At 59.8% G+C, this 20,755-nt stretch carries 19 protein-coding genes; 4 read left to right on the plus strand and 15 right to left on the minus strand.

What is annotated here, in order from left to right; all coding sequences use genetic code 11:
* Nucleotides 1–11 precede the first annotated feature (11 nt).
* Nucleotides 12–1,301, minus strand: a complete 1,290-nt coding sequence (locus DWB63_RS09315; protein WP_128328555.1) for a phenylacetate--CoA ligase — start codon at nt 1,299–1,301, stop codon at nt 12–14.
* A gap of 136 nt (nt 1,302–1,437) precedes the next feature.
* Here DWB63_RS09315 and DWB63_RS09320 point away from each other — a divergent pair, with 136 nt between their 5' ends.
* Nucleotides 1,438–2,220 (plus strand): A24 family peptidase, encoded by a 783-nt coding sequence (locus DWB63_RS09320; protein ID WP_128328556.1) that lies wholly within the window; start codon nt 1,438–1,440, stop codon nt 2,218–2,220.
* Between the two features lie 98 nt (nt 2,221–2,318).
* On the opposite strand, the gene DWB63_RS09325 is transcribed toward DWB63_RS09320, so the two are convergent.
* From DWB63_RS09325 to DWB63_RS09390, 14 genes are all read right to left on the minus strand, one after another.
* Nucleotides 2,319–3,122 (minus strand): BON domain-containing protein, encoded by an 804-nt coding sequence (locus tag DWB63_RS09325; protein WP_128328557.1) that lies wholly within the window; start codon nt 3,120–3,122, stop codon nt 2,319–2,321.
* Nucleotides 3,123–3,355: 233 nt separating this feature from the next.
* Nucleotides 3,356–4,942, minus strand: coding sequence for a glycosyltransferase family 39 protein (locus DWB63_RS09330; protein WP_128328558.1), 1,587 nt, complete (start codon nt 4,940–4,942; stop codon nt 3,356–3,358).
* A 383-nt stretch (nt 4,943–5,325) separates the two neighbouring features.
* Nucleotides 5,326–6,087 (minus strand): tryptophan synthase subunit alpha, encoded by a 762-nt coding sequence (gene trpA / locus DWB63_RS09335; protein WP_128328559.1) that lies wholly within the window; start codon nt 6,085–6,087, stop codon nt 5,326–5,328.
* A 104-nt stretch (nt 6,088–6,191) separates the two neighbouring features.
* Complete coding sequence (gene trpB, locus DWB63_RS09340; RefSeq protein WP_128328560.1) at nt 6,192–7,355, minus strand: tryptophan synthase subunit beta; 1,164 nt, start codon at nt 7,353–7,355, stop codon at nt 6,192–6,194.
* 9 nt (nt 7,356–7,364) lie between these two features.
* Nucleotides 7,365–7,991 (minus strand): phosphoribosylanthranilate isomerase, encoded by a 627-nt coding sequence (locus tag DWB63_RS09345; protein ID WP_128328561.1) that lies wholly within the window; start codon nt 7,989–7,991, stop codon nt 7,365–7,367.
* Entirely contained in the window at nt 7,992–8,762 is a 771-nt protein-coding gene (locus tag DWB63_RS09350; protein WP_128328562.1) for an indole-3-glycerol-phosphate synthase, read from the minus strand.
* Nucleotides 8,752–9,759 carry an anthranilate phosphoribosyltransferase gene (gene trpD, locus DWB63_RS09355; RefSeq protein ID WP_128328563.1) on the minus strand — a complete coding sequence of 336 codons (1,008 nt, stop codon included), beginning with the start codon at nt 9,757–9,759 and terminating at the stop codon, nt 8,752–8,754. Before trpD ends, DWB63_RS09350 begins: the two co-directional genes overlap by 11 nt.
* On the minus strand, nt 9,756–10,337 hold the full coding sequence (locus DWB63_RS09360; RefSeq protein WP_128328564.1) for an aminodeoxychorismate/anthranilate synthase component II: 582 nt from the start codon (nt 10,335–10,337) through the stop codon (nt 9,756–9,758). The genes trpD and DWB63_RS09360 overlap by 4 nt, the downstream gene beginning before the upstream one ends.
* Nucleotides 10,318–11,775: an anthranilate synthase component I family protein gene (locus DWB63_RS09365; protein ID WP_128328565.1), complete on the minus strand. Its 1,458-nt coding sequence runs from the start codon at nt 11,773–11,775 to the stop codon at nt 10,318–10,320. The genes DWB63_RS09360 and DWB63_RS09365 overlap by 20 nt, the downstream gene beginning before the upstream one ends.
* A 249-nt stretch (nt 11,776–12,024) precedes the next feature.
* On the minus strand, nt 12,025–12,795 hold the full coding sequence (locus DWB63_RS09370; RefSeq protein WP_128328566.1) for a prephenate dehydrogenase: 771 nt from the start codon (nt 12,793–12,795) through the stop codon (nt 12,025–12,027).
* A gap of 17 nt (nt 12,796–12,812) precedes the next feature.
* Nucleotides 12,813–14,153, minus strand: a complete 1,341-nt coding sequence (aroA, locus tag DWB63_RS09375) for a 3-phosphoshikimate 1-carboxyvinyltransferase (protein WP_128328567.1) — start codon at nt 14,151–14,153, stop codon at nt 12,813–12,815.
* A complete protein-coding gene (pheA, locus tag DWB63_RS09380) occupies nt 14,153–15,253 on the minus strand; it encodes a prephenate dehydratase (RefSeq protein WP_128328568.1) in 1,101 nt (366 codons plus the stop codon). Before pheA ends, aroA begins: the two co-directional genes overlap by 1 nt.
* Nucleotides 15,254–15,273: 20 nt before the next feature.
* Nucleotides 15,274–16,257 (minus strand): 3-dehydroquinate synthase II family protein, encoded by a 984-nt coding sequence (locus DWB63_RS09385; protein WP_128328569.1) that lies wholly within the window; start codon nt 16,255–16,257, stop codon nt 15,274–15,276.
* Nucleotides 16,258–16,268: 11 nt separating this feature from the next.
* Nucleotides 16,269–17,066, minus strand: coding sequence for a 2-amino-3,7-dideoxy-D-threo-hept-6-ulosonate synthase (locus tag DWB63_RS09390; protein WP_128328570.1), 798 nt, complete (start codon nt 17,064–17,066; stop codon nt 16,269–16,271).
* A gap of 548 nt (nt 17,067–17,614) precedes the next feature.
* Between DWB63_RS09390 and DWB63_RS09395 the strand changes: the two genes are divergently transcribed.
* From DWB63_RS09395 to DWB63_RS09405, 3 genes are all read left to right on the plus strand, one after another.
* Nucleotides 17,615–18,973, plus strand: a complete 1,359-nt coding sequence (locus DWB63_RS09395) for an ammonium transporter (protein ID WP_128328571.1) — start codon at nt 17,615–17,617, stop codon at nt 18,971–18,973.
* 37 nt (nt 18,974–19,010) lie between these two features.
* The gene (locus DWB63_RS09400) at nt 19,011–19,343 is read left to right on the plus strand and encodes a P-II family nitrogen regulator (RefSeq protein WP_128328572.1); all 333 of its coding nucleotides are present in this window, start codon (nt 19,011–19,013) and stop codon (nt 19,341–19,343) included.
* Nucleotides 19,344–19,444: 101 nt separating this feature from the next.
* Nucleotides 19,445–20,710, plus strand: coding sequence for an EAL domain-containing protein (locus DWB63_RS09405; RefSeq protein WP_128328573.1), 1,266 nt, complete (start codon nt 19,445–19,447; stop codon nt 20,708–20,710).
* Nucleotides 20,711–20,755 lie beyond the last annotated feature (45 nt).

Here is a 20,755-nt window from a genome sequence, read left to right on the forward strand (position 1 = left end):
GGGACCTCTGGTTACTCTTCCCCGCGTGAATCTTCCACGCGCTTGGTCTTGGCAAAGCTGCGCGGAAGTTCTCCGGGGCCGAGAATCTTGACCTCGCTGCGGACCAAGATGTGTTTGCGGATTTCATTGGAAAGCGCCTTGCAAAGGTCGTCGCTGCACCCGGTTGCGGCGTCCGGGGTGCGTTCCACCTGCACGGCCATGTGGTCCAGGCCGTCCTTGCGGGTCAGGAAAATCTTGTATTCGGCGGACAAATCGCCGAAACCTTCCAACACGGAGCCTATCTGGCCCGGGTAGATGTTCACGCCCCGGAAAATGAACATGTCGTCGGAGCGGCCCATGATCTTGTCCATGCGCGGCATGGCCACCCCACAGGCGCACCGGCCAGGAATGAGCCGGGTCAGATCGTGGGTGCGGTAACGGATGAGCGGCGACGCCTCCTTCTTGAGAGAGGTGACCACCATTTCGCCCACCTCGCCGGGGGCAACCGGCTCCAGGGTCTCGGGGTCGAGGATTTCCAGGATGTACATGTCGGCCCAGTAGTGGATGCCGTCGTGGGCCTGGCATTCGAGCCCGGTGCCGGGACCGTAGAGTTCGGTCATGCCGACGATGTCGAAACTGTCCTCCAGGCCCAGCGCCTCCTCGAATTGGCGGCGCATCTTGGGGGTGTGCGTCTCGGCCCCGAAGATGGCTTTCTTGAGATTGATCTGGTCGAACAGGCCCTGTTTCTGCACTTCCTCACCCATGAGCAGGGCCATGGAGGCGGTGGAACACAGGCAGGTGGCCTTGAGGTCGGTCAGCATCTGGAGTTGGATTTCCAACAGGCCGGGCCCCACGGGCAGGGCCATGGCCCCGAACCGTTCGCAGCCCAGTTGAAAACCTGCGCCAGCGGTCCACAGTCCGTAGCCCACGCAGATCTGGACCCTGTCTTCCCTGGTCAGTCCGGCCAGCTCGTAACAGCGGGCGAACATGTCTTTCCAGGTGTCGATGTCGTTCTGGGTATAGGCAAGAATCTTGCGCTTGCCGGTGGTGCCGCTGGAACCGTGGATTCGGACCACTTCGCTTTCAGCCACGGCGAGCAGCGGCAGAGGGTAGCCGGACTTGAGGTCGTCCGCCGTGGTGAACGGGAGCTTGCGTATGTCGTCGAGGGTCTTGATGTCGCCGGGTTCCACGCCCGTTTCCTTCAAACGCGCTTGGTAGAAAGGGCTGTTGGCGTAAGCGTGGCGTGTGGTCCACTGCAAACCGGCAAGCTGTATGTCGGCGATCTGTTCCTCTGTCAAATGCGGAATGAAACGGTGGTCCATGCCAGGCTCCCTTGATGCGTGTGACGGTGCGCTCCTCCCTTGTGCCGGGAGTTGAAATCCGGTAGCGTTCCGGGTGCTGCGCTCAGCGGTATTCATGCAGCAAAAGTGACGAATCTTCAAGCCCCAAGGGTATTTTATGGATTTCCTTCCCACCTGGGCCTTTTATCTCGCCGCTGCCGTGGTCGGCCTTGAAATTGGTGGTTTTGCCACCATTTTCATTCAGCGTTGGATCGACGAACAGCCCATTTGCAAGCCGGGCCGCTCCATTTGCCCGTCCTGCAGAGAGGGGCTGGGGTGGCGCGATACCATCCCCGTGGTCAGCTATCTGTGGCTCAGGGGGCGATGCCGCCATTGCGGGGTGTCCATCGGTCCCCAGTACATGCTGACGGAACTCTCCTGCCTGGCCTGGTCGCTGGCCGTGGCCCATGCCTATGGTCCTTCAGCCGAATGGGCCGTCTATCTGGTTTTGGGTGCCATGCTCATTACGGGCAGTTTCATCGATTTTGAGACTTTTCTCCTGCCGGACCGCATCACCCTGGGCGGCACCGGTCTGGCTCTGGCCGCCAGTTTCGTGCTTTCCGAAGGGCCGGGCTGGCAGGACGCTGTTCTGGGCGCTTCGGCGGGAGCCGGGCTGTTCTGGGTGTTGCAGCAGGCCTACAGGTTGTGGCGCAAGGAAGAGGGACTTGGTACCGGCGATGTCAAGCTCATGGCCATGATAGGGGCCATGACCGGGCTGGCCGGGTTGCCCCTGACCATTCTGGTAGGCTCGGTGACCGGGGGCGTGGGCAGTGTGTATTACGCGATCAGGCCGGGAAAAGGCGGTATTCGCGGAAGAATTCCCTACGGTCCTTTCCTGAGCCTCGGCTGTATGATCTACCTGCTCCACGGCCCGGAGATCATGCGCTGGTGGAATTCCTAGGCCCTGCCTTTGGCCTTTCTTCTCTCTCCGCAGGAAAAAACCGCCCGCTGATGCGGACGGTTTTCTCAGGAGAACGGCTTTGGTCCGTGGTGGAGGGGTCACCTTCCCCGATCAGGGTTGGTGACAGCCAGGATCGACTGTGTGGGCTGTGCCGGTTCGGCTTGGACCTTGGGCCGTAGGGTTTGCTTGCGTGGCTTCTTCTTGGGCTCCGGTGGAATATCCGGCGGCGGCTCCGGCGCAGGGGGCAGTCCGGCTGTCATGATGTGCGGCTCCGGTCCGCTGTATTCCTGGTGGTAGAGATAGGATATGACGCGGTTGATGCCGTCCATGCCCAGGGCATGGGCCATGATCCGATCGCGTTCATCCTTTTCCGCGATAACACCGAGCAGGATGATGTCGCCCTGGACAATCTCCACCTCAATGGGCGTACTGACCACCTCGAAATCCGCCAAAAGTTGGGTTTTCAGTTCCGTGTACCGAGCCTGTTCCCCAAAGAAATCCTGTTCCTCGGTCCCGTCCCGCAGATAGAGACGGCTGATCACGGCCTGTTTGCCTTCCACCCTGTCCATACATTCGTAGATGGTTCGCAACTGCTCCTGGGAATCGTATTCGCCTACCAGGTAGAGCTTGCCGAAGTAGCAGTGCGTGGTGATCTGATCCGCCTGGATGTCCTTGTTCTTGTAGAGTTCCGCCTGGGCGTGTCCGGCGATGATGGCATCCAGCATCTGCTGTTCCGTGGAGCGTTCGTCCATGGCTGTTTCATATACGGATTGCCCGCCGCCTATGAGCGAGGATATGTACGCAGGCGCACCGGGGATGAGTCCGATGCCGAACGGCACCGCGGCACACCCCGGTAGAAGGAAGATGATGAGACCGACCAGTGCGAGCTTGAATTTGAACATGCGCCTTCCTCTGTTTGGTTGAGGTCCAGGCCCCACCCGTGGTTGGAGAAAAGCAAGAAGCCTGCCAGGAACGGGGCAATCGCAGGAGAGAAAGCGCAGCCGTTGGCCTGCAAGGGTTTTGCAATGTCAGGATTTCATTGAAGAAGGATGGCGTGATCCAAAAAAAATGGAAACAGGGGGCCGGGAGCGGGAGGCGAGTCTATTTTTTATGGATTTTCAACAAAGAATGGAGGTCAATACCTGCCGAGTCCTCTCTGCGGCCAGTATCCGGTGAATCCCTTGCAGAGGATGATGGTGAATTTTCTGCCGGAACCTTCCCTGAAGGAGGACTCGTAGAAGATGGGTTCACTGACGGATTCGAACATCTTGCTCAGGTCGGGAACGGGATTGGGCTGGAACCGTTTGCGTACCATGACGGCGTCCCATCCGATTTTGTCAGCAGCCGGGCTGGGCCAGAGGTCGTACTGGTTCATGCGCCGCGGTTCCGTCCAGGAGCAATAGGTGATCGGCTGCCCCGGAAGGTAGAAGGCCAGCTCTGAAGTGAAGCCGTAATTGTCGGACATGGCAAAGACTTTCGCCGGGTTGTCGAACTCGGTTCGCATGAGTTCGTCCACTTTCAGGCCCAGATTGGACCACCCCTTGAGGCGGTGGGTGGGATTCAGGTCGTCCGGCACGGGGGCGAGCGGTGAAGCAAAGATGATTCCGGTCATGATCAGGGCGAGAGTGGCCAGGATGACTTTGCCGCGCGGCTTGCGCGTGGGGGCTTCCCACCATTGCTTGAGGGCCATACCGCCGAGCAGGGCGCCGCCCATGAAGGCGGCGGCGGTCCAGTTGGCTTCCACTTTCGACACCAGCGCCTTGAACGTGAGGATGCCCCACAGGGGCCAGAAAAAGAGCATGGACAGGAGGTCGCGCCGGTATACGGCGTCGAACCGGCCTATGGGGCCGAGCCAGGATTTTTTCCAGGCGGTTCGGGTGCCCGCCATGATGGCCAGGAACCACCAGGGGGCCAGGAGGCCGATCTGTGCGCCGAGCATCTCGAAAAATGGACCGATGCGTAACGACAGGGCCTTGCTGTTGCCCACGCCCGTGGAAAGTTTGGCTACATGCTTGTAGGCAACCCAGTCATTGTCGATGTTCCAGGCCACGATGGGGGCCAGGCCGATGATGGAGCCGATGAGCGAGGCCAGCAGAAAACGCCACCAGAACCGGGGCGGCAACTGCCCGCGAAAGTGCAATATCAGTGCGTATACGAGACCCAGCCCCAGAAAGGCGAGCATCATGTACTTGGCCAGGGTGCCCATTGCCACGCACACGGCCAATATGACGAAAGGCCAGTCGGACGGCGTGTAATCAGGTTCATTGCGGGTGGCCGCAGCCAGGGCGAAAAAGGCCACGGTCCAGCAGAAAATGAGCGGGTTGTCCGTGGTGGCCAGGATGCCAAGCCCGTTCAGCAGCGGCATGGTGGCGGCCACGAACAGCACGAAGATCGCCAGCCGGTACTCCCGCCAGACGCGAGACACGCCCACATACAGCGCGGCCTGGATGCCGGTCATGCCCAGTATCGATCCGAAGCGCACGCCCAGTTCGGTGTTGCCGAAGATCTGGGTCCACGCGGCGATCATCCAGGCAATGAGCGGTCCCTTGGAATAATAAGATAATTGCGGCCGCCGAATCCAATCCCAATACTGCGCCTCGTCCTGCACCAGATTCAACTGGCCCGAAGCCACGAACCAGTAGCGCACGGCAAAAGAGGCAGCAATAAGCAGCAGCGCCAACAGGTCCAGCCGGGGAGAATATCTGTCTTGGGGTGAAGTCATAACCGGCATGAAGTATAATATTCGGGGAGGAGTGGCAAGAAGAAGGGAGGGGGGCGGCTTCCGATAGCGGCGCATCTGCACATTTTTCGGGCTTTGCCCAATCCTCACCGTAGCCAGGCTACGCCTCCGGTTGGGCTGCGCCCGAGAAAATGCACAGCTGCACCACTCTCGAAAGCCTCATCGCGTTATCGGACTGCTTCGTCAGCAAGACATCGGGGAAGAGAGCCGCTGTTGGGTGCGTGGCGCACCCAAGGCGCTCCATTTTTTGGGGGAAAGAGGGTCGGAGATTACCCCGCCGAAGGCGGCAACAAGAAGTTTAGAAGGGGGAGGCCAGAGGGGGAACCTCTTTCAAGAGGTTCCCCCTCTGGCCGTCGGAGACGTTTTTATTTCCAGGGTTCCATGAAGGAGTCGCTGGATTTGCCGGATTGGATGTGGGTGATGAGTGCGGAGCCGAACACGGCGGCGTCCATGAGTCCTTCGAATTCCTTGAGCTGGTCCGGGTGCTTGATGCCGAAACCGAGGGCGATGGGAATGTCGAAGACTTCCTTGGCTTCCGCGAGTTTTTCTTTGATCCGGGCGGGCAGGGATTCGCGCTGGCCGGTGGTGCCGAGCACGGACACGAAGTAGCAGAAGCCCTGTGCGCCTTGAGCGTAGAGTTTCATGCGTTCCCTGGTGGTGTTCAGGCCGACCAGGGGCACCAGGGAGATGCCGTGCGGGGTGAGGGCGTCCTTGACGAACTGGGATTCCTCGTGGGGCATGTCCGCGATGATCAGGCCGGAGACCCCGGCAGCTTCGCAGTCGGCGGCGAACGTGTCCAGCCCGTACTGGTAGACCGGGTTCAGGTAGCCCATGAGCAGCAGGGCTGCCTTGAACTGGCCTTTGCGTTTCTTGAGTTCCGTGAGAATCCACTCAAGGTTGATGCCGTCCTCAAGGCATTTGAGGGACGCCTTTTCCACTACCGGGCCGTCGGCCACGGGGTCGGAGAAGGGCATGCCGATCTCGATGACGGATGCGCCTGCGGCGTCCAGTTCGGCCAGCTCCTTCCAGAACTGCTCCCGGTTCGGAAAACCGGCAGGCAGGAATGGAATGAGGCCGACTTTCCCCTGTTTATTCGCTTCTTCTATCTTTATTTGCATTGGGTTCATTAGGTACCCCTTTTATTGTCGTTGACGTCGCAACGCGCGCCAAAAAGTTTTGGAGATTCCAAAGAACCTTTTTCAAAAGGTTCTTTGGCCGCCGGAGGCATCCTCTATAAAATCTGATCGAGTATGCCGAGGTCCTTGTCGCCGCGTCCTGACAGGCAGACGAGCACGGACTTGCCCTTGAGCGCGTCCCTGTTCTCGATGGCATAGGCCACGGCATGGGAGGATTCCAGGGCCGGGATGATGCCTTCGCGCCGGGACAGTACCTTGAAGGCGTTGATGGCCTGGCTGTCATTGATGGTCACGTAGGTGCCGCGTCCGGTTGCATGCAGGTGAGCGTGCTCCGGACCCACGCCGGGGTAGTCCAGGCCGGGAGCCACGGAGTGCGAGGGCATGATCTGGCCGTCTTCGGTCTGGAGCAGCTTGCTCAGGGTGCCGTGCAGTATGCCGTCGGTGCCGTGGTCGAGCGGGGCGGAGCTGTCACAGCCCGGTTCGCCCGTTCCGGCGGCTTCCACGCCCACGAGTTTGACGGACGTATCCGGGATGAAATTGTGGAACATGCCGATGGCGTTGGACCCGCCGCCCACGCAGGCCACGACCACGTCGGGCAGTGCGCCTTCATTGCGGTCCATGAACTGCTGGCGCGCCTCCTTGGAGATGATCTGCTGGAACTGGCGGACCAGGGTCGGGAAGGGGTGCGGTCCGGCAGCGGTACCGAAACAGTAATGGGTGTTCTCCTGGTCGGAGAGCCAGCGCCGGAGCGCCTCGTTGATGGCGTCCTTGAGGGTCTTGGTGCCGGATTCCACGGACACGATCTCCGCGCCCATGAGCCGCATGCGGTTGACGTTGGGGGCCTGGCGCACGATGTCGGTGGCGCCCATGTAGATGACCGCCTTCATGTCGAGCATGGCGGCGGCGACCGTGGTGGCCACGCCGTGCATACCCGCGCCGGTTTCTGCCAGGAGCACGTCCTTGCCCATCATCTTGGCGAGCAGCCCCTGTCCCAGGGTGTTGTTGATCTTGTGCGCGCCCGAATGATTCAGATCTTCGCGCTTGAGCCACAGGTCCAGGCCGAGGTCCTTGGACAGGTTGGGGCAGTATGTGATGGCCGAGGGACGGCCCACGTTTTCCTTGAGCATATTGGTGAAGCGCGTCTGAAACTCCTCGGTGGGGAGGATGGATTCCATGGCCTCTTCAAGTTCGATCAGGGGCGGCATGAGCAGTTCGGGGATGAACTGGCCGCCGAAGTCGCCGAAATAACCTTTTTTCATGATGCGTCCTTATTCCATTTCCGCGAGAATCTTGAACACTTCCCGCAGCTTTGTTTCGTCCTTGATGCCCGGTGCGGCCTCCACCCCGGAGTTGATATCCAGGCCGGGGGGATTAACTGCCAGGGCAGTCCGTATGTTGTCCGGCCCTAAGCCGCCTGCCAAGAACCAAGGTGTTTGTATTTCAATATCTTGGAGGATGCTGAAATCAATGGTCTTGCCTGTGCCGCCCTGGCCTTTGCCCCCTGCGTCAAGCAGGAAGTGGCCGCAGACCTCGGAGTAGTTGTCCAGGTCGCGGGACAGTGCCTGGGGCGAGTTGTAGGTGTCGGGCCAGAAGGCACGAATGACCCGGTCGGGGCCGATCTGCCAGCAGTAGTTCACGTCCTGGCCGCCGTGCAGTTGGGCCGCGTGCAGTCCGCACCGGTCCATTATTCCCATGACCTCGTCCGCGGTCTGGTCCACGAACACGCCGACCTTGGTGACCTTGCCGGTCTTGACCGAGGCCACGAAGTCGGGGTCCGCGTTGCGCGGGCTTTTGGAGTGGAAGATGAAACCGAGCAGATCCACGCCGAGATCGACGCAGAGCCTGACGTCTTCCATGCGGGTCATGCCGCAGACTTTGACCAGGGGGCGTGGCATCTACATTGCTCCGGTCAGTTCGGCCAGCTTGGCACCGGGATCTTCCGCTTCCATGAGGCAGGTGCCGATGAGCACGGCGTCGAATCCGAGCCCGGCCATCTCTTCCACCTGCGACCGCTGCGAGACGCCGCTGGCGCAGATCCACAATTCTTGGTCCTGCTTCTGTTTGACGAAACGGCGGCCTTGATCCAGGGATATCTCAAGGGTGTCCAGGTCGCGGTTGTTCACCTGGATGATGTCTGCCCCGGCCTTGCGGGCCAGGTCCAGGTCATCCTGGTCAAAGATTTCCACCACCGGAGCCAGGCCGGACATGCGGCTGATTTCGATGAGCTGTTGCAGGTGGGTGGCGTCGTCGCACATGCGGGCGATGAGCAGCACGGCAGAGGCCGGGCTGCTTGCCGTCATGGCCACCTGGAGCGGATCGAAGATGAAGTCCTTGCGCAAAAGCGGGACACCGGGCTGGCTCATCATGAAGAGGAAGTCCGGGGTGCCGTGAAAGTACTTGTGTTCGGTCAGCACGGAAATGGCGGCAGCGCCGTTGGCAGCGTACATGTCAGCGAAATCAAGGGGGTTCAGGCTTTCGCGCAGGATGCCCTTGCTCGGGCTGGCCGGTTTGAATTCGGCAATGACGGCCCCTGGCCCCTTGGCCTTGACGGCATCTACAAACGAAGGGCGTTCTCCACGATAGAGGGCGGGGATACGACCGTCTATGAAGTCCTTGCGCAGGGAATCTATTTCGAGCTGTTTCGCTTCTCTGAATTTATCCAACATAGGGAATTCCTTTGGTAAGTCCTGTGTTTACCACGTCGCGGGCCATGTCGGCGCAATCCGCCATGCACCCCTTGCCTAAAAGATGGAGGCACCCTGCCAGGTTCAGGGCCGCCATGTCCATCATGGCCCTGGGGCCTTTTCCGGCCAGGATATCCTTCAGTTTGGCCACGGCATCGTCCTTGCCGGAAACCATCACGTCCTTGGGGTCGTGCTTGGCGAAACCGAGCAGCTCGCCGTTGACGGTGGTCTTTTCCATGATTCCGTCCCGGATCACGTAGCCCCGGTTCACGCCCCAGGTGGTCAGTTCATCGAAGCCTCCGGCTCCCGCAAAGATCAAGGCGCGTTTCACGCCGGTCAGGAGCAGGGTTTCTCCCATCAGTTCCAGCTTGGTGGGGTCTCCCACGCCCATAAGTTGGTGGGAGGGTCGGGCCGGGTTGAGCAGGGGGCCCATGAAGTTGAACAGTGTTCGGATGCCGAGTTGCTGGCGCACGGGCATGACATGTTTGAAGGCGGGGTGATAGGCAGGCGCGAAGAGAAAGGCGAAGTTGTACCGTGCCAGTCCGGCGGCTGCTTCATCGGGCGTCTGGTTCAGGGGAATGCCTAGCGCTTCCAGGGCATCGGCAGAGCCGCAGGAGGAGGACAGGGCGCGGTTGCCGTGCTTGGCGACGGTGTATCCCATGTCCGCCAGGAACAGGGAGACTGCCGTGGAGTTGTTGAAGGAGCACTGGCCGTCGCCGCCCGTACCGCAGGTGTCCACTACCGGCTCACTGCGGTTGCCGTCAAAGCCGGGAATCTTGTTGGCATGGGCCAGGCCTGCCCGCACGCCTGCCGCCAGGTCCGTGGAGTCCTCACCCTTGGCGCGCAGTCCCATGAGGAAGGCGCCGGTCTGGGCCTCGGTCATGTCACCGTCCATGAGCTTGGTGAACATGAAGTCCGCCTGTTCGTCGCTCAGCGGCTGTCTCTGGGCCAGCAATTCGAGTATTTCGGAAATGGTCATGATATGTATCCTTTCAGGTTCAGGAAGTTCTGGAGGAGCTTGGGGCCGTCCGGGGTGAGGATGGATTCCGGGTGGAACTGGACTCCGTGCCAGGGGCGGTCCCTGTACTGGAGCCCCATGATTTCGCCCCGCCGGGTCCGGGCCGTGACCTCGATCCTGTCGGCGGCCTTTTCGGCCGGGACAATGAGCGAATGGTAGCGGCAGACCGTGAACGGCGAAGGCAGCCCATGGAATATGCCCTGGCCCTCGTGCACCACCTCGGAGGTCTTGCCGTGCATGATGCGTTCGGCGCGCTCCACGGGCGCTCCCGCAAAATGCCCCAGGGTCTGGTGGCCCAGGCAGACGCCGAGCACCGGAACTTCCTTGGGCAGCCGGGCCAGGAATTCCAGGCAGAAGCCCGCGTTCTGCGGGTTGCTCGGGCCGGGAGAGAGGCAGACCCGTTCCAGGGTGCCGCTTTCGGCCAGCTCCAGGACCTTTTCGCGGTCGTTGCGGATGACTACCGGGTCGGCACCGAGCTGTTGGAAGGCCTGCACCAGATTGAAGGTGAAGGAGTCGAAATTATCGATCAGCAAAAACATCGGTGCCTCCCTTTCCTGTGATGACTTCGAGGATCACGCGGGCCTTGTTGTGGCATTCGTTCCATTCGGCTTCGGGATCGGAATCGTAGACGATTCCCGCGCCTGCCTGCCAATGGCACTGGCCGTCGCGAATCCACATGGACCGGATGGTGATGCCCGTGTCCAGGGAGACAACGCCGTTGTCCAGGCCCATCCAGCCGATGCAGCCGCCATAGGGACCACGGTCCTGAGGCTCCAGCTCGGCGATGATTTCCATGGCCCTGATCTTGGGTGCGCCGGACAGGGTTCCCGCCGGGAAGGTCGCCTGGAGCACGTCCACGCCGTCCAACCCGTCCTTGAGTTCGCCTTCCACATAGGAAGTGAGGTGCATGACGTGAGAGAACCGTTCGACGTTCATGAATTTTTCCACTGTGACCGTGCCGGGCTTGGATATGCGGCCCAGGTCGTTGCGGCCCAGGTCCACGAGCATGACGTGCTCGGCCCGCTCCTTGGGATCGGCCAGCAGTTCCTCTTCCAGGCGGATGTCTTCCTTTTCGGTTTCGCCCCTCCAGCGTGTACCGGCAATGGGGCGTACCTCAAGCTGTCCGGCGGCGGACCGGACCATCATCTCGGGCGAGGAGCCGAGCAGGGTGGTGCCGCAGGTCTTGCCCATGGACGGGCAGTCCGGGAATTTCATGTAGAACATGAACGGGGAGGGGTTGGCCTGCCTGAGGCGGCGGTAAATCTTGAATGGCTCATCCGGCAGCGGCACGGAGAAGTGGGTGGACAGGACCACCTGAATGCATTCGCCCTCTGCGATCAGTTCTTTGCATCGTTCCACACCGGCCATGTATTCTTCTTTTTCGGGATACACCTTGGGCTTCCCGACCTCGGGAGCGGTCAGGTCTGCGCCCCATTGGATGGGGGCGGGCATGGGCGTGGCTCCTTTGTCAAGGCTCAGGTAGCAGCATGAATGGCGCAGGTGGTCGAACAGTACCAACTGGCCGGGCAGGACCAGACATGCTTCGGCATTGGCCGGTTTGCACACCTCGGTCAGCTTGCGCTCGAACATGCCTGCCACACCGTAACCGAAATAGCCGTAGAGGCCTCGGGTCAGACCGGGCAGGCCGTCGCGGACATTGCCGCCTGTCGTCTCCTGTTTGATGGAGAGCATCTCCACGGCCTTTTTGATGCCGGGGAGGTAGTCCATGCCCTCCAGCTCCTTGAGCGGGGCCAGGCGGTCGTCGTTGACGTCCACCACCAGCTTGCCGTCCACGGGATGGAGCATGAGCCGGTAGTCGAAGGCGATGAGGGAGTATCGGCCGAGGCGTCCGTCCACCTCTGCCGATTCCAGCAGGATGCCGGGTTGGTCGCCCACCAGGCCCATATAGAGGGAGATGGTCGTTTGCACGTCGGCAGGCATCCATTTGCCGTGCTGCGTGAGAATGATTTTTTCCATGGTTCTATCCTTGGTGCGGCTTTTTGCGGCGACGAAATAGCATCGTCTCCAAAGCCTCACGTTTTTTTAGAGCTTTTAATGATAGGGGCGAGGGATGACCTGCCACCCTTTGATTTTCTTCCTGTTTTCAGATTTCTTTCACGTACCGTTCATGGTGTTTCTCCCTAAAAATAATGAAACCGCACCCTTGGTCGGGGTGCGGCTTCGGTTACAAATGTAATCGTGTGCCCGGCAATGTGCCGCACCCCATTAATATGTTTCGTCGCTACGCCACCACCACTGCGCCCGGTCGGCCAGCAGATCGAGATCGCCGCCTGCGGCCAGGCTCAGATAGGACATGTATTTGCGGCTGACTTCCTGCATGTAGGGGTTGGCCTCGGAGATGACTTCGAACAATTCGGTATCCTTGGTCAGCATCTTGGCCGCCGAGTCCAGCCTGCGCTGAAAGGACGGGGTCACGAAATTTTCAATGCCGTCAACGTCTCTGGCAGCGGCCAGATACGCCACGGTGGTCGTGTAATTCAGCCCCTGTACGAAGGCCATTGCACGGTCGTGTTCCTGGGGTGTGGACGCGAAGCAGTGGTAACCGCAACGCTTGAACAGGGCTGCCACGGCAACTGCAGCATCCACATCGTCTTCATGGCCGGGCATGATCGCCACCTTGGGTTCGAAACCGTCCGGGATGACCGGACCGAAGAGCGGGTGGGTACCCACCACCGGGCCATCGTACCGGTCGAGCATGGCCTTGAGCGGGAGCACCTTCACGGAACCGACATCGCAGAGGATGGTCGGCGGGGTCAGGTGGGGCAGCATCCGATCCAGCACCGCATCCATTGCGGTCACCGGCACACTGAGCAGGAGCAGGTCGCAACCGTGCAGCGCTTCACGGACATCGTCATCCGTGAAGGGGCGGTTGAGCTGCGTCACCTTGAGGCCGAGTTGGGTAAAGTCTCTAGCGAAGAGCCCACCCATCTGGCCATTGGCACCCACGATGGTGATCTTGTATATTCCTGCTGACATGAGTCGATCCGTTCGAGTTATCCGGTGATCTTCTTCCATTCGTCAAAGAAGCCGGGGAATGATTTGCCGACGCATGCCGGATTGTCAAGGGTGACCTTCAGCCCGCCCAGTTCGAACAGGGACATGGACATGGCCATGCGGTGGTCGCCGTAGGTGGTGAAATTGACCGGATGCCCCTTGGGCAGACGGCCCGGCCTGATGATCAGCGAATCGCTGGTGGTTTCGGTTTCGCACTGGGTGCGGGCCACTTCAGTGGCGCAGGCCGCCAGCCGGTCGGTCTCCTTGATGCGCAGATGGGCCACGTTCTCGATGGTTGTCGGCGTGGAGGCAAAGGCCGCCACCGCGCTCACGGTCGGCACCAGGTCCGGGCAGCGGCCCATGTCCACATGGACGCCCCTGAGCCTGCTCGGCTCCACCAGGATGCCGTCAAAGTTGACCTTGATGCTCGCGCCCATCTGGCTGAGTATGTCCATGATGGCCCGGTCGCCCTGAAGCGAGTCGGCGGCCAACCCCTTGATCAGCACAGGGCGTTTGCCCACGGCTCCGGCTGCCAGGAAGTAGCTGGCGTTGGACCAGTCGCCTTCCACCCGATAGTCGGTGTTCTCGTACCCGGTGGGCTGGACGATGAAGCGGATCTTGCCGGGGGTCACGTTCTTGACCGAACGCCAGGGCAGGGCTTTCCAGGTCCGGCCTTCCTTGACCTCGACGCTGAAGCCGGCCTTGAAATCTTCCATTATGCGCAGGGTCAGGGCCACGTAAGGCCAGGATACGGCCTTCCTGCCGGTCACGGTGATGGTGGTCTCATGTGCGGCAAGGGGGGCGCCCAGGAGCAGGCCGGAGAGGTATTGGCTGCTTTCTTCCAGGGTGATTTCCACGGTTTTCTTCGCGTAGCCCTTGCTGGTCATGACAAAGGGGAGGAACCCCTCTTTTGCTTCGAACGTAAATTTTGAGCCGAGTCCGGTCAGGGCGTTCACCAGTTCGGCCATGGGCCGTTCGTGCATTCTGGGTGCGCCGTGGATGCGAAAGGTTCCGTGCCCGGCAGCGGCCACGGCGGTCATGAGTCGGCAGGTGGTGCCGGATTCGTGCATGAACAGTTCATGGGGCGCTTCTTCCTTGTGCTTGCCGTCGGCATTGCCGCCCTTGGGGCCGTCTTCCATGCCCGTGACCACGAGCTTTCCGCCTGTTTCCTCGATCCTGGCACCGCAGGCCGTCAGGCAACCCCGTGTGCGGGTGATGTCGTCGGAGTCCAGCGCGGACGATATCTCGGACACGCCCTTTGCCAGCGCAGCAGCGATGAGCGTCCGATGGGACAGGGATTTGCTGGCCGGAGCGTTTATGATGATCGGGTCCTTGGACATTACAGTTCCTCCTGGGTTGGGTATGTTCCCAGGACGCGCAGGGTATGGCACTGGTCCCGGATGTCTTCGAGCACGTCCTGATAGCGTTCTCCGCCGAGGTCGCAGGCCAGGTCGGCGAAGAAGACATATCTCCATTTCTCGCCTCTGAACGGGCGGGATTCGAGTTTTGTCATGTTGATGCCCTGGTGGGCCATGGTGGTGAGCACGCGGGCCAGCGCACCGGGCCGGTTGGGCAGGGTGAACAGGATGGAGGTCTTGTCGCGCTTGTCCTCCTGGGACGGGGCCGCGCCGATGATCAGGAACCGGGTCCAATTGTCGGGCAGATCTTCGATGGATTGGGCCAGCACGTTCATGCCGTGCATGTCCGCCAGCTTGATGTGGCCGACCACGGCGGCCGCTTTTTTTCCGGCCACCACTTCGGCGGCCTCGGCCGTGGATTCCATGGGGATGGTCGGCACGTCACGCAGGTGGGTCCGCAGCCAGTCCCGGCATTGGCCCAGCGGTTGCGGGTGGGAGTAAATGACCTCCACGTCCTCCACCTTTTCGGCATGGGAGATGAGGGAATGACTGATGCGGCTGAACACCTCGGCCTGGATGTAGACCTTGTACTTCATGAACAGGTCCACCACCTGGCCCACGGTGCCCTCGATGGAATTCTCCAGCGGGATGACGCCCAGTTCGGCCCCTTCCTCGGCCACGGCCCGGAAGATGTCTTCGAAGTTGGACTTGGGCGTGAGGGACGCGGCGGAACCCATATGCTCAATGGCTGCAAAGTAGGAGAACGTGCCCTCGGGACCGAGGTAGACCACGCGCTCGGGCCGTTGCAGATGGCGCGAGGAACTCATGATCTCCCGGTAGATGGTGCGCAGGTGTTTGTCCGGCAGGGGGCCGGGGCTGGAATCCGCTATCTTGTCCATGACCTCCTGCTCGCGGAAGGGCTTGTAGATGGCCTCATTCCTGGCCGCCTTGTACCGGCCCACACCGAGGCTCACCTCGGCGCGCTTATTGAGCAGGTCCACTATCTTCTTGTCGATGGCGTCGATGGATTCTCGCAGTTCGCCAAGGTCGGGTATATCGTTTTTGTCAGCTTTATCAGCCATGACGCAACTCCAGTGAAGGACTAGCCTTCCTTGATTTCTTCCTTGATGCGCATGCCGAAGTGGCGGCCTGCCTCGTCTGTCTTGACCATGATCCTGTCGCCCACCTGCAAGGTGACCACAGAGACCGGTTCGCCCTTGTCGGAAACCACGCGGATGGTCTCGGCGTTTTGCAGGAAGACCTGGCCGGTCTTGGTGCCTTGGGAGGTCTTCACTTCCGCCGTGATGAGCAGCATGGGGCGGACCTCCACCTTGACGCGGCCGACCGTGGCCAGGGAGGTGGTGCCGTCGGCCCCCACGATGAGCACGTCGGTCCCGGCTGCCAGCTCTTCAAGATAGGTGGTCTTGTCGCCGGGCATTTGGGCGTAGGCGTGAACCGCCCCCGCATTGACCCGGAAGGGGCGCGCGGCCACGTAAGGATTGGATTCGGTCTCTGCGTGTACCAGAAAGGAAAAGGCGCTGGAGTTGCCGATGAGCATGCCCTGGCCTTTTTTGAGCATGGATATGGTGTCCACGCAGACGCGGTGGCCCAGTCCTGCGGATTCTATGGCGGTGACGGTGGCGGTTTGGAGGTCCATGGTGCCCTGCGAGAGTTTGAGTTCGGATACGATCTGTTTCAGATCAGCCGCCCCTTCGGGCAGGACCACGATGGTGTCGCAGCCGCGCTCCAGGATACCGGCGGCCAGGATGGCCCGGTCCAGGTTTTCGCATTCCAGGGCCAGGTTGTCCACCTGGGCCAGGATGTTTTCCACCGGGATGATCTCCCACCCCTTTTTGAGGACCACGTTGTTGCCTGCCTGGATTCCCTTGACGGCCACGTCTTCGTCCGCCTTTTTGGTCAGTTCGACCACTGGCATGTCTTCGGGGGTGATGACGGTCACCCGGCCCAGGGCTTGCACTCCCTTGACCTGGTCCTTCTCGACCATGACGGCGTCAACGCCGGATTCAAGGGCCAGGGTGATCAGGTTCTTGTCAAAGGGGACGGATTTGAAAATGACTTTTTTCATTGCTGCTTCCATTAACCGTTAAGATGCTTGAGAGCGGTTTCAACGGACTCGTCGCCATGGACGACCATGTTGAGAGCCTCCACCAGGCGGGTCGGGTTTTCATGTTGGAAAACGTTGCGTCCAACGGACAATCCAGCGCCGCCGGCTTCCAGGGAGTCCTGCACCATCTGAAGGAATGCTTCGGTGCTGTCAAGTTTCGGGCCACCGGCGATGACGACGGGGACACAGCAGGAGTCGCATACGTGGGTGAAGGATTTGATGTCGCCGGTGTAGTTGACCTTGACCACATCCGCGCCCAGTTCGGTACCCACACGAGCGCAGTGGGCCACGATTTCAGGGGCGTATTCGTTTTTTACCTTGGGGCCTCGGGCATAGACCATGGCCAGCAGGGGCATGCCCCAGTTGGCGGCGTCAGAGGATATTTTGCCGAAATCGTTCAACATGGCCGCTTCGGTCTCGTCGCCCAGGTTGCAGTGGATGGAGATGGCGTCCGCGCCGAGACGGATGGCGTCCTCGACGCTTGCCACCAGGGATTTGGCATTGGGGAACGGAGACAGGGTCGTGGAAGCGGACAGGTGGACGATGAGTCCGATGTCCTTGCCCTTGGCACGGTGGCCGCAACGGACCAATCCCTTGTGCTCGATGACGGCGTTGGCTCCGCCTTCAACCACCTTGCCCACGGCCTGGCGCATGTCCACCAGTCCGTCTATGGGGCCGACGGTTACGCCGTGGTCCATGGGCACCACTATGGTGCGGCCGGTATTTCGGTTGAAAATTCGTTCCAGCCTGATTGCTTTTCCGATGTGCATGATCTTTCTCCTTTGAGGGGTTTTCCTCCAAGTGCCCGGGTATCAGCCGACGGATAAAAAACAAGGGCCGCCGGCTTTCGCCCGCGGCCCTTGAAGAAGTTCTTTTCAGCTTGTGTGATCCACCAACAGGTTACACAGCACCTCTTCCAAGCCCGCGAGCGTGGTTATACCAATACCAAAAGTAAAAGTTGGAAAAGTATGCGTTGGAAACTGTGGTGGCGTTCATAGACACTATAGCTACATGCAGCAGGAAATTTAGTCAACAAAAAAATTTATCATTATTTTAGATAGATAGCGTGTTTATCCATAATATTTGCGACCGCCGGTCATTTTTGTGGTAGTTTTACAATTTTATACATTTTGACAATTTTGGTGTAAAAATCATACTTCAAAAATGTAATTTATTACAAAAATGAAAAAATTATGAACAATAAAAAACTACAATTGTATGTTTTTTACACTAATAGCAATGCAAACGCAGTTTGGCACGACTCTTGATAGAGGGAGTGCAGGTTAGTAACGCATTCCATTCAAAGAGGAGTACTGAAATGTTTTTGAGAAAGTCCCCGATCCATGTTTCCAAGAGGTTCGCCATGGGAGCGGCCGTATTGGTAGCAGCCCTGGCCCCCACCTTTGCCTATGCTGAAGAGGTGGAGTACCTGACGCAGTCCAATGCCAACATCCTTTGGACCCTGATTGCGGCCTGCCTGGTCATGATCATGCAGGCCGGTTTCGCCTGTGTTGAGGCTGGTTTTACCCGCGCCAAGTCTGCGGGCAACATCATGATGAAGAACTTCCTGGATTTTTCCGCGGGTTCCATCGTTTTCTTCCTGTTCGGTTTCGCCGTCATGTTCGGCCTGGATGCAGGCGGGTTCATCGGCACTTCCGGTTACGCCCTGTCCGGCGTTGGTGAAAGCGAGATGATGTGGACCTACACGTTCTGGTTCTTCCAGTCCGTGTTCGCCGCCACTGCGGCCACCATCGTTTCCGGCGGCATGGCCGAACGTACCAAATTCGGCAGCTACATCCTGGTGTCCATTGTGATCTCCGGCCTGATCTACCCCATCTCCGGCCATTGGGCCTGGGGCTCCCTGTGGTTGGGCGACGACGGTGCCGGTTGGCTCGAAGCCCTTGGTTTCTGCGACTTCGCCGGTTCCTCCGTTGTCCACTCCGTGGGTGGCTGGATCGCCCTGGCCGGTGCCCTGGTGCTCGGTCCCCGTATCGGCAAGTACACCGAAGACGGCAAGGCCAAGGCCATTCCCGGTCACAACATCCCCCTGGCTGGTCTGGGCGTGTTCATTCTCTGGTTCGGCTGGTTCGGCTTCAACCCCGGTTCCACCACCACTGCCGACAACACCATCGGCCTGATAGCCATGAACACCTCCCTGGCCGCTTGCGGCGGCGTGCTCGGCGCCATGGTCATATCCTGGTTCCGTTTCGGCAAGCCCGACATCTCCATGTCCATGAACGGCGCGCTGGCCGGACTGGTCGGTATCACCGCCCCCTGCGCCACGGTCACTCCCGGTTCTTCCATCATCATTGGTCTTGTCGCCGGTGTGCTGGTGGTTCTGTCCATCGAATTCATCGACAAGGTTCTCAAGATTGATGATCCCGTCGGTGCTTCTTCAGTCCACGGTGTCTGCGGTGCCTGGGGAACCATTGCCTGCGGCCTGTTCAATACCGACGGCGGTTTGTTCTTCGGCGGCGGCACGGCCCAGCTCGGCGTGCAGTTGCTCGGTGCGGGCGTCTTCTTCATATGGGCCTTCGGCGCCGGTTTCATCCTCATGTCCATAGTCAAGAGCATCTTCGGCCTCCGGGTTGAAAAGGAAGACGAGCTCAAGGGGCTTGATATCGCCGAACACGGCTCCGAGTCCTACAACGGCTTCCAGCTCTTCAGCAACGAGTAGTCGAAGCGTAACCAGATCATTAAAGGAGATAAAGAAAATGAAGCTCATCATAGCATACATCAGGCCCGAAAAGCTCAACGACGTGAAGCAGGCCCTTTACGCCAAGGAGATCTACTCCCTGTCCGTGACCAATGTCCTCGGCTCGGGCCGTCAGAAAGGGTTTACCGAGACCTACCGCGGCGTGCAGATGGAAGTGAACCTGCTCAAGAAAGTCCGCCTCGAAATCGGCGTCAACGACGACTTTGAAGCCAAGGCCCTTGAGGCCATCCTGACCTCCGGGCAGACGGGTTCCGAGGGAGACGGCGTGATCTTCGTCTCCGACCTCAACAAGGCCCTGCGTATCAGGACCGGCGAAGACGGTATCCTCTAGCATCGGATTGCGACAATCATATATGCCCGGGGCGGTGCTCTTGGACCGCCCCGGCCTTATGTGAAAGCCGCATGCACGGGAACCCGATCAGGACAGTCGTGATGCAATCCAAAGGAATTACAGAGTTGACCCCCGTGCCGGATATACACGAGATTATTGCAAAACATTTTTTGGTTACCCACTTCCAGCCCCAGGTATCCCTCAAGCGGAAGGCCGTTGTCGGGTTGGAGGCGTTGAGTAGAGGATTCGACCCCGAAAGCGGAGAAATCATACCTCCAACCCTGCTGTTCGAGCAGGCCCGGGACAAGGCATCCCGGCTCGCCCTGGATCGGGCCTGCCGAACGAACGCTGCGGAATCATTCGCGGCCCTGCACCGAAAAGACAAGAGCCTGATGTTGTCCATGAATATCGACGCCTCCTGTATCAACGAGGAGACGCGCGGCTCGAATCATCTGCTCAACCTGGTCGCCCGATGCGGCATCAGCCCCAGTAACGTGATCATCGAAATCATTGAATCCCGATGCGAGGACATGGATGCGCTTTTGGCCTTCGTTGATTTCTATCGCAAGCACGATTTTCTTATAGCCCTTGACGATGTGGGGGCCGGGTTTTCCAATCTCGACCGCATTCCCATGCTCAAGCCTGACGTCATCAAGCTTGATCGGACCCTTATCAGCGGAGTCAACGAACAGTTCCACAAGCTTGAAGTGGTGCGCAGTTTTGTTCAGATGTCCAACCGGTTGGGGTGCCTGGTTCTGGCCGAGGGCGTGGAGACCGCCGAAGAGGCTATGTGTTTGCTCGGCAACGGTGTAGATGTCTTTCAGGGATTTTATTTCGCCCGGCCCGCGCCCGGCCTGGACGCGGTGCCCGGCATGGCTTCCAAGGTGGATGCCCTGGCCGAGAGGCATCGGGAAAAGCGTACGCAGCAGATCGCCGACGACAAGCGCCTGTATTCCAGTTACGACCTGACGGTGCTGACCATGTGTCAGACCCTTGCCGAGACCCCGGCCAAAAACATCGACCTGGCCCTGGCACGTTTCGTCGAAGCCAATGACAGCGTGGAGTGCCTTTACGTTCTGGACATGAAGGGCATGCAGACATCGGACACCCTGTGCAATCCTTTCCGGCTCAAGACCAGCAAACGTTTTTTGTACGAGCCGGCCCACAACGGCGCGGACCACTCGCTGAAGGAGTATTTTCTACCCATCCAGGCAGGGCTGGAAAAGTTCACCACCCGCCCCTACATATCCTTGGCCTCCGGCAACCTGTGCATCACCATCTCCCATGTGTTCTACCACAAGAGCAGCGGCAGGCACCGCATCCTGTGCGCGGACCTGTGCCGGGACGATACGGGATACTGTGATTGATCTGAGGGGTGTGTTCAAGCGGCAATAAAAAGGCCCGGTACGACA

Origin of the sequence: Pseudodesulfovibrio sp. S3, from assembly GCF_004025585.1 — a bacterium.
Taxonomy (GTDB): Bacteria; Desulfobacterota; Desulfovibrionia; order Desulfovibrionales; family Desulfovibrionaceae; genus Pseudodesulfovibrio.

What these genes read in the sequence shown, in the direction of transcription:
- DWB63_RS09325 (WP_128328557.1), bottom strand. Translation starts at nt 3,122, where the DNA reads ATGTTCAAATTCAAGCTCGCACTGGTCGGTCTCATCATCTTCCTTCTA.
- DWB63_RS09350 (WP_128328562.1), bottom strand. Translation starts at nt 8,762, where the DNA reads ATGTTGGATAAATTCAGAGAAGCGAAACAGCTCGAAATAGATTCCCTG.
- DWB63_RS09385 (WP_128328569.1), bottom strand. Translation starts at nt 16,257, where the DNA reads ATGAAAAAAGTCATTTTCAAATCCGTCCCCTTTGACAAGAACCTGATC.
- pheA (WP_128328568.1), bottom strand. Translation starts at nt 15,253, where the DNA reads ATGGCTGATAAAGCTGACAAAAACGATATACCCGACCTTGGCGAACTG.
- DWB63_RS09365 (WP_128328565.1), bottom strand. Translation starts at nt 11,775, where the DNA reads ATGGAAAAAATCATTCTCACGCAGCACGGCAAATGGATGCCTGCCGAC.
- DWB63_RS09320 (WP_128328556.1), top strand. Translation starts at nt 1,438, where the DNA reads ATGGATTTCCTTCCCACCTGGGCCTTTTATCTCGCCGCTGCCGTGGTC.
- DWB63_RS09405 (WP_128328573.1), top strand. Translation starts at nt 19,445, where the DNA reads ATGCAATCCAAAGGAATTACAGAGTTGACCCCCGTGCCGGATATACAC.
- trpA (WP_128328559.1), bottom strand. Translation starts at nt 6,087, where the DNA reads ATGAACCCAATGCAAATAAAGATAGAAGAAGCGAATAAACAGGGGAAA.
- DWB63_RS09330 (WP_128328558.1), bottom strand. Translation starts at nt 4,942, where the DNA reads ATGACTTCACCCCAAGACAGATATTCTCCCCGGCTGGACCTGTTGGCG.
- DWB63_RS09370 (WP_128328566.1), bottom strand. Translation starts at nt 12,795, where the DNA reads ATGTCAGCAGGAATATACAAGATCACCATCGTGGGTGCCAATGGCCAG.
- trpD (WP_128328563.1), bottom strand. Translation starts at nt 9,759, where the DNA reads ATGACCATTTCCGAAATACTCGAATTGCTGGCCCAGAGACAGCCGCTG.
- DWB63_RS09400 (WP_128328572.1), top strand. Translation starts at nt 19,011, where the DNA reads ATGAAGCTCATCATAGCATACATCAGGCCCGAAAAGCTCAACGACGTG.
- aroA (WP_128328567.1), bottom strand. Translation starts at nt 14,153, where the DNA reads ATGTCCAAGGACCCGATCATCATAAACGCTCCGGCCAGCAAATCCCTG.
- trpB (WP_128328560.1), bottom strand. Translation starts at nt 7,355, where the DNA reads ATGAAAAAAGGTTATTTCGGCGACTTCGGCGGCCAGTTCATCCCCGAA.
- DWB63_RS09345 (WP_128328561.1), bottom strand. Translation starts at nt 7,991, where the DNA reads ATGCCACGCCCCCTGGTCAAAGTCTGCGGCATGACCCGCATGGAAGAC.
- DWB63_RS09390 (WP_128328570.1), bottom strand. Translation starts at nt 17,066, where the DNA reads ATGCACATCGGAAAAGCAATCAGGCTGGAACGAATTTTCAACCGAAAT.
- DWB63_RS09360 (WP_128328564.1), bottom strand. Translation starts at nt 10,337, where the DNA reads ATGTTTTTGCTGATCGATAATTTCGACTCCTTCACCTTCAATCTGGTG.
- DWB63_RS09315 (WP_128328555.1), bottom strand. Translation starts at nt 1,301, where the DNA reads ATGGACCACCGTTTCATTCCGCATTTGACAGAGGAACAGATCGCCGAC.
- DWB63_RS09395 (WP_128328571.1), top strand. Translation starts at nt 17,615, where the DNA reads ATGTTTTTGAGAAAGTCCCCGATCCATGTTTCCAAGAGGTTCGCCATG.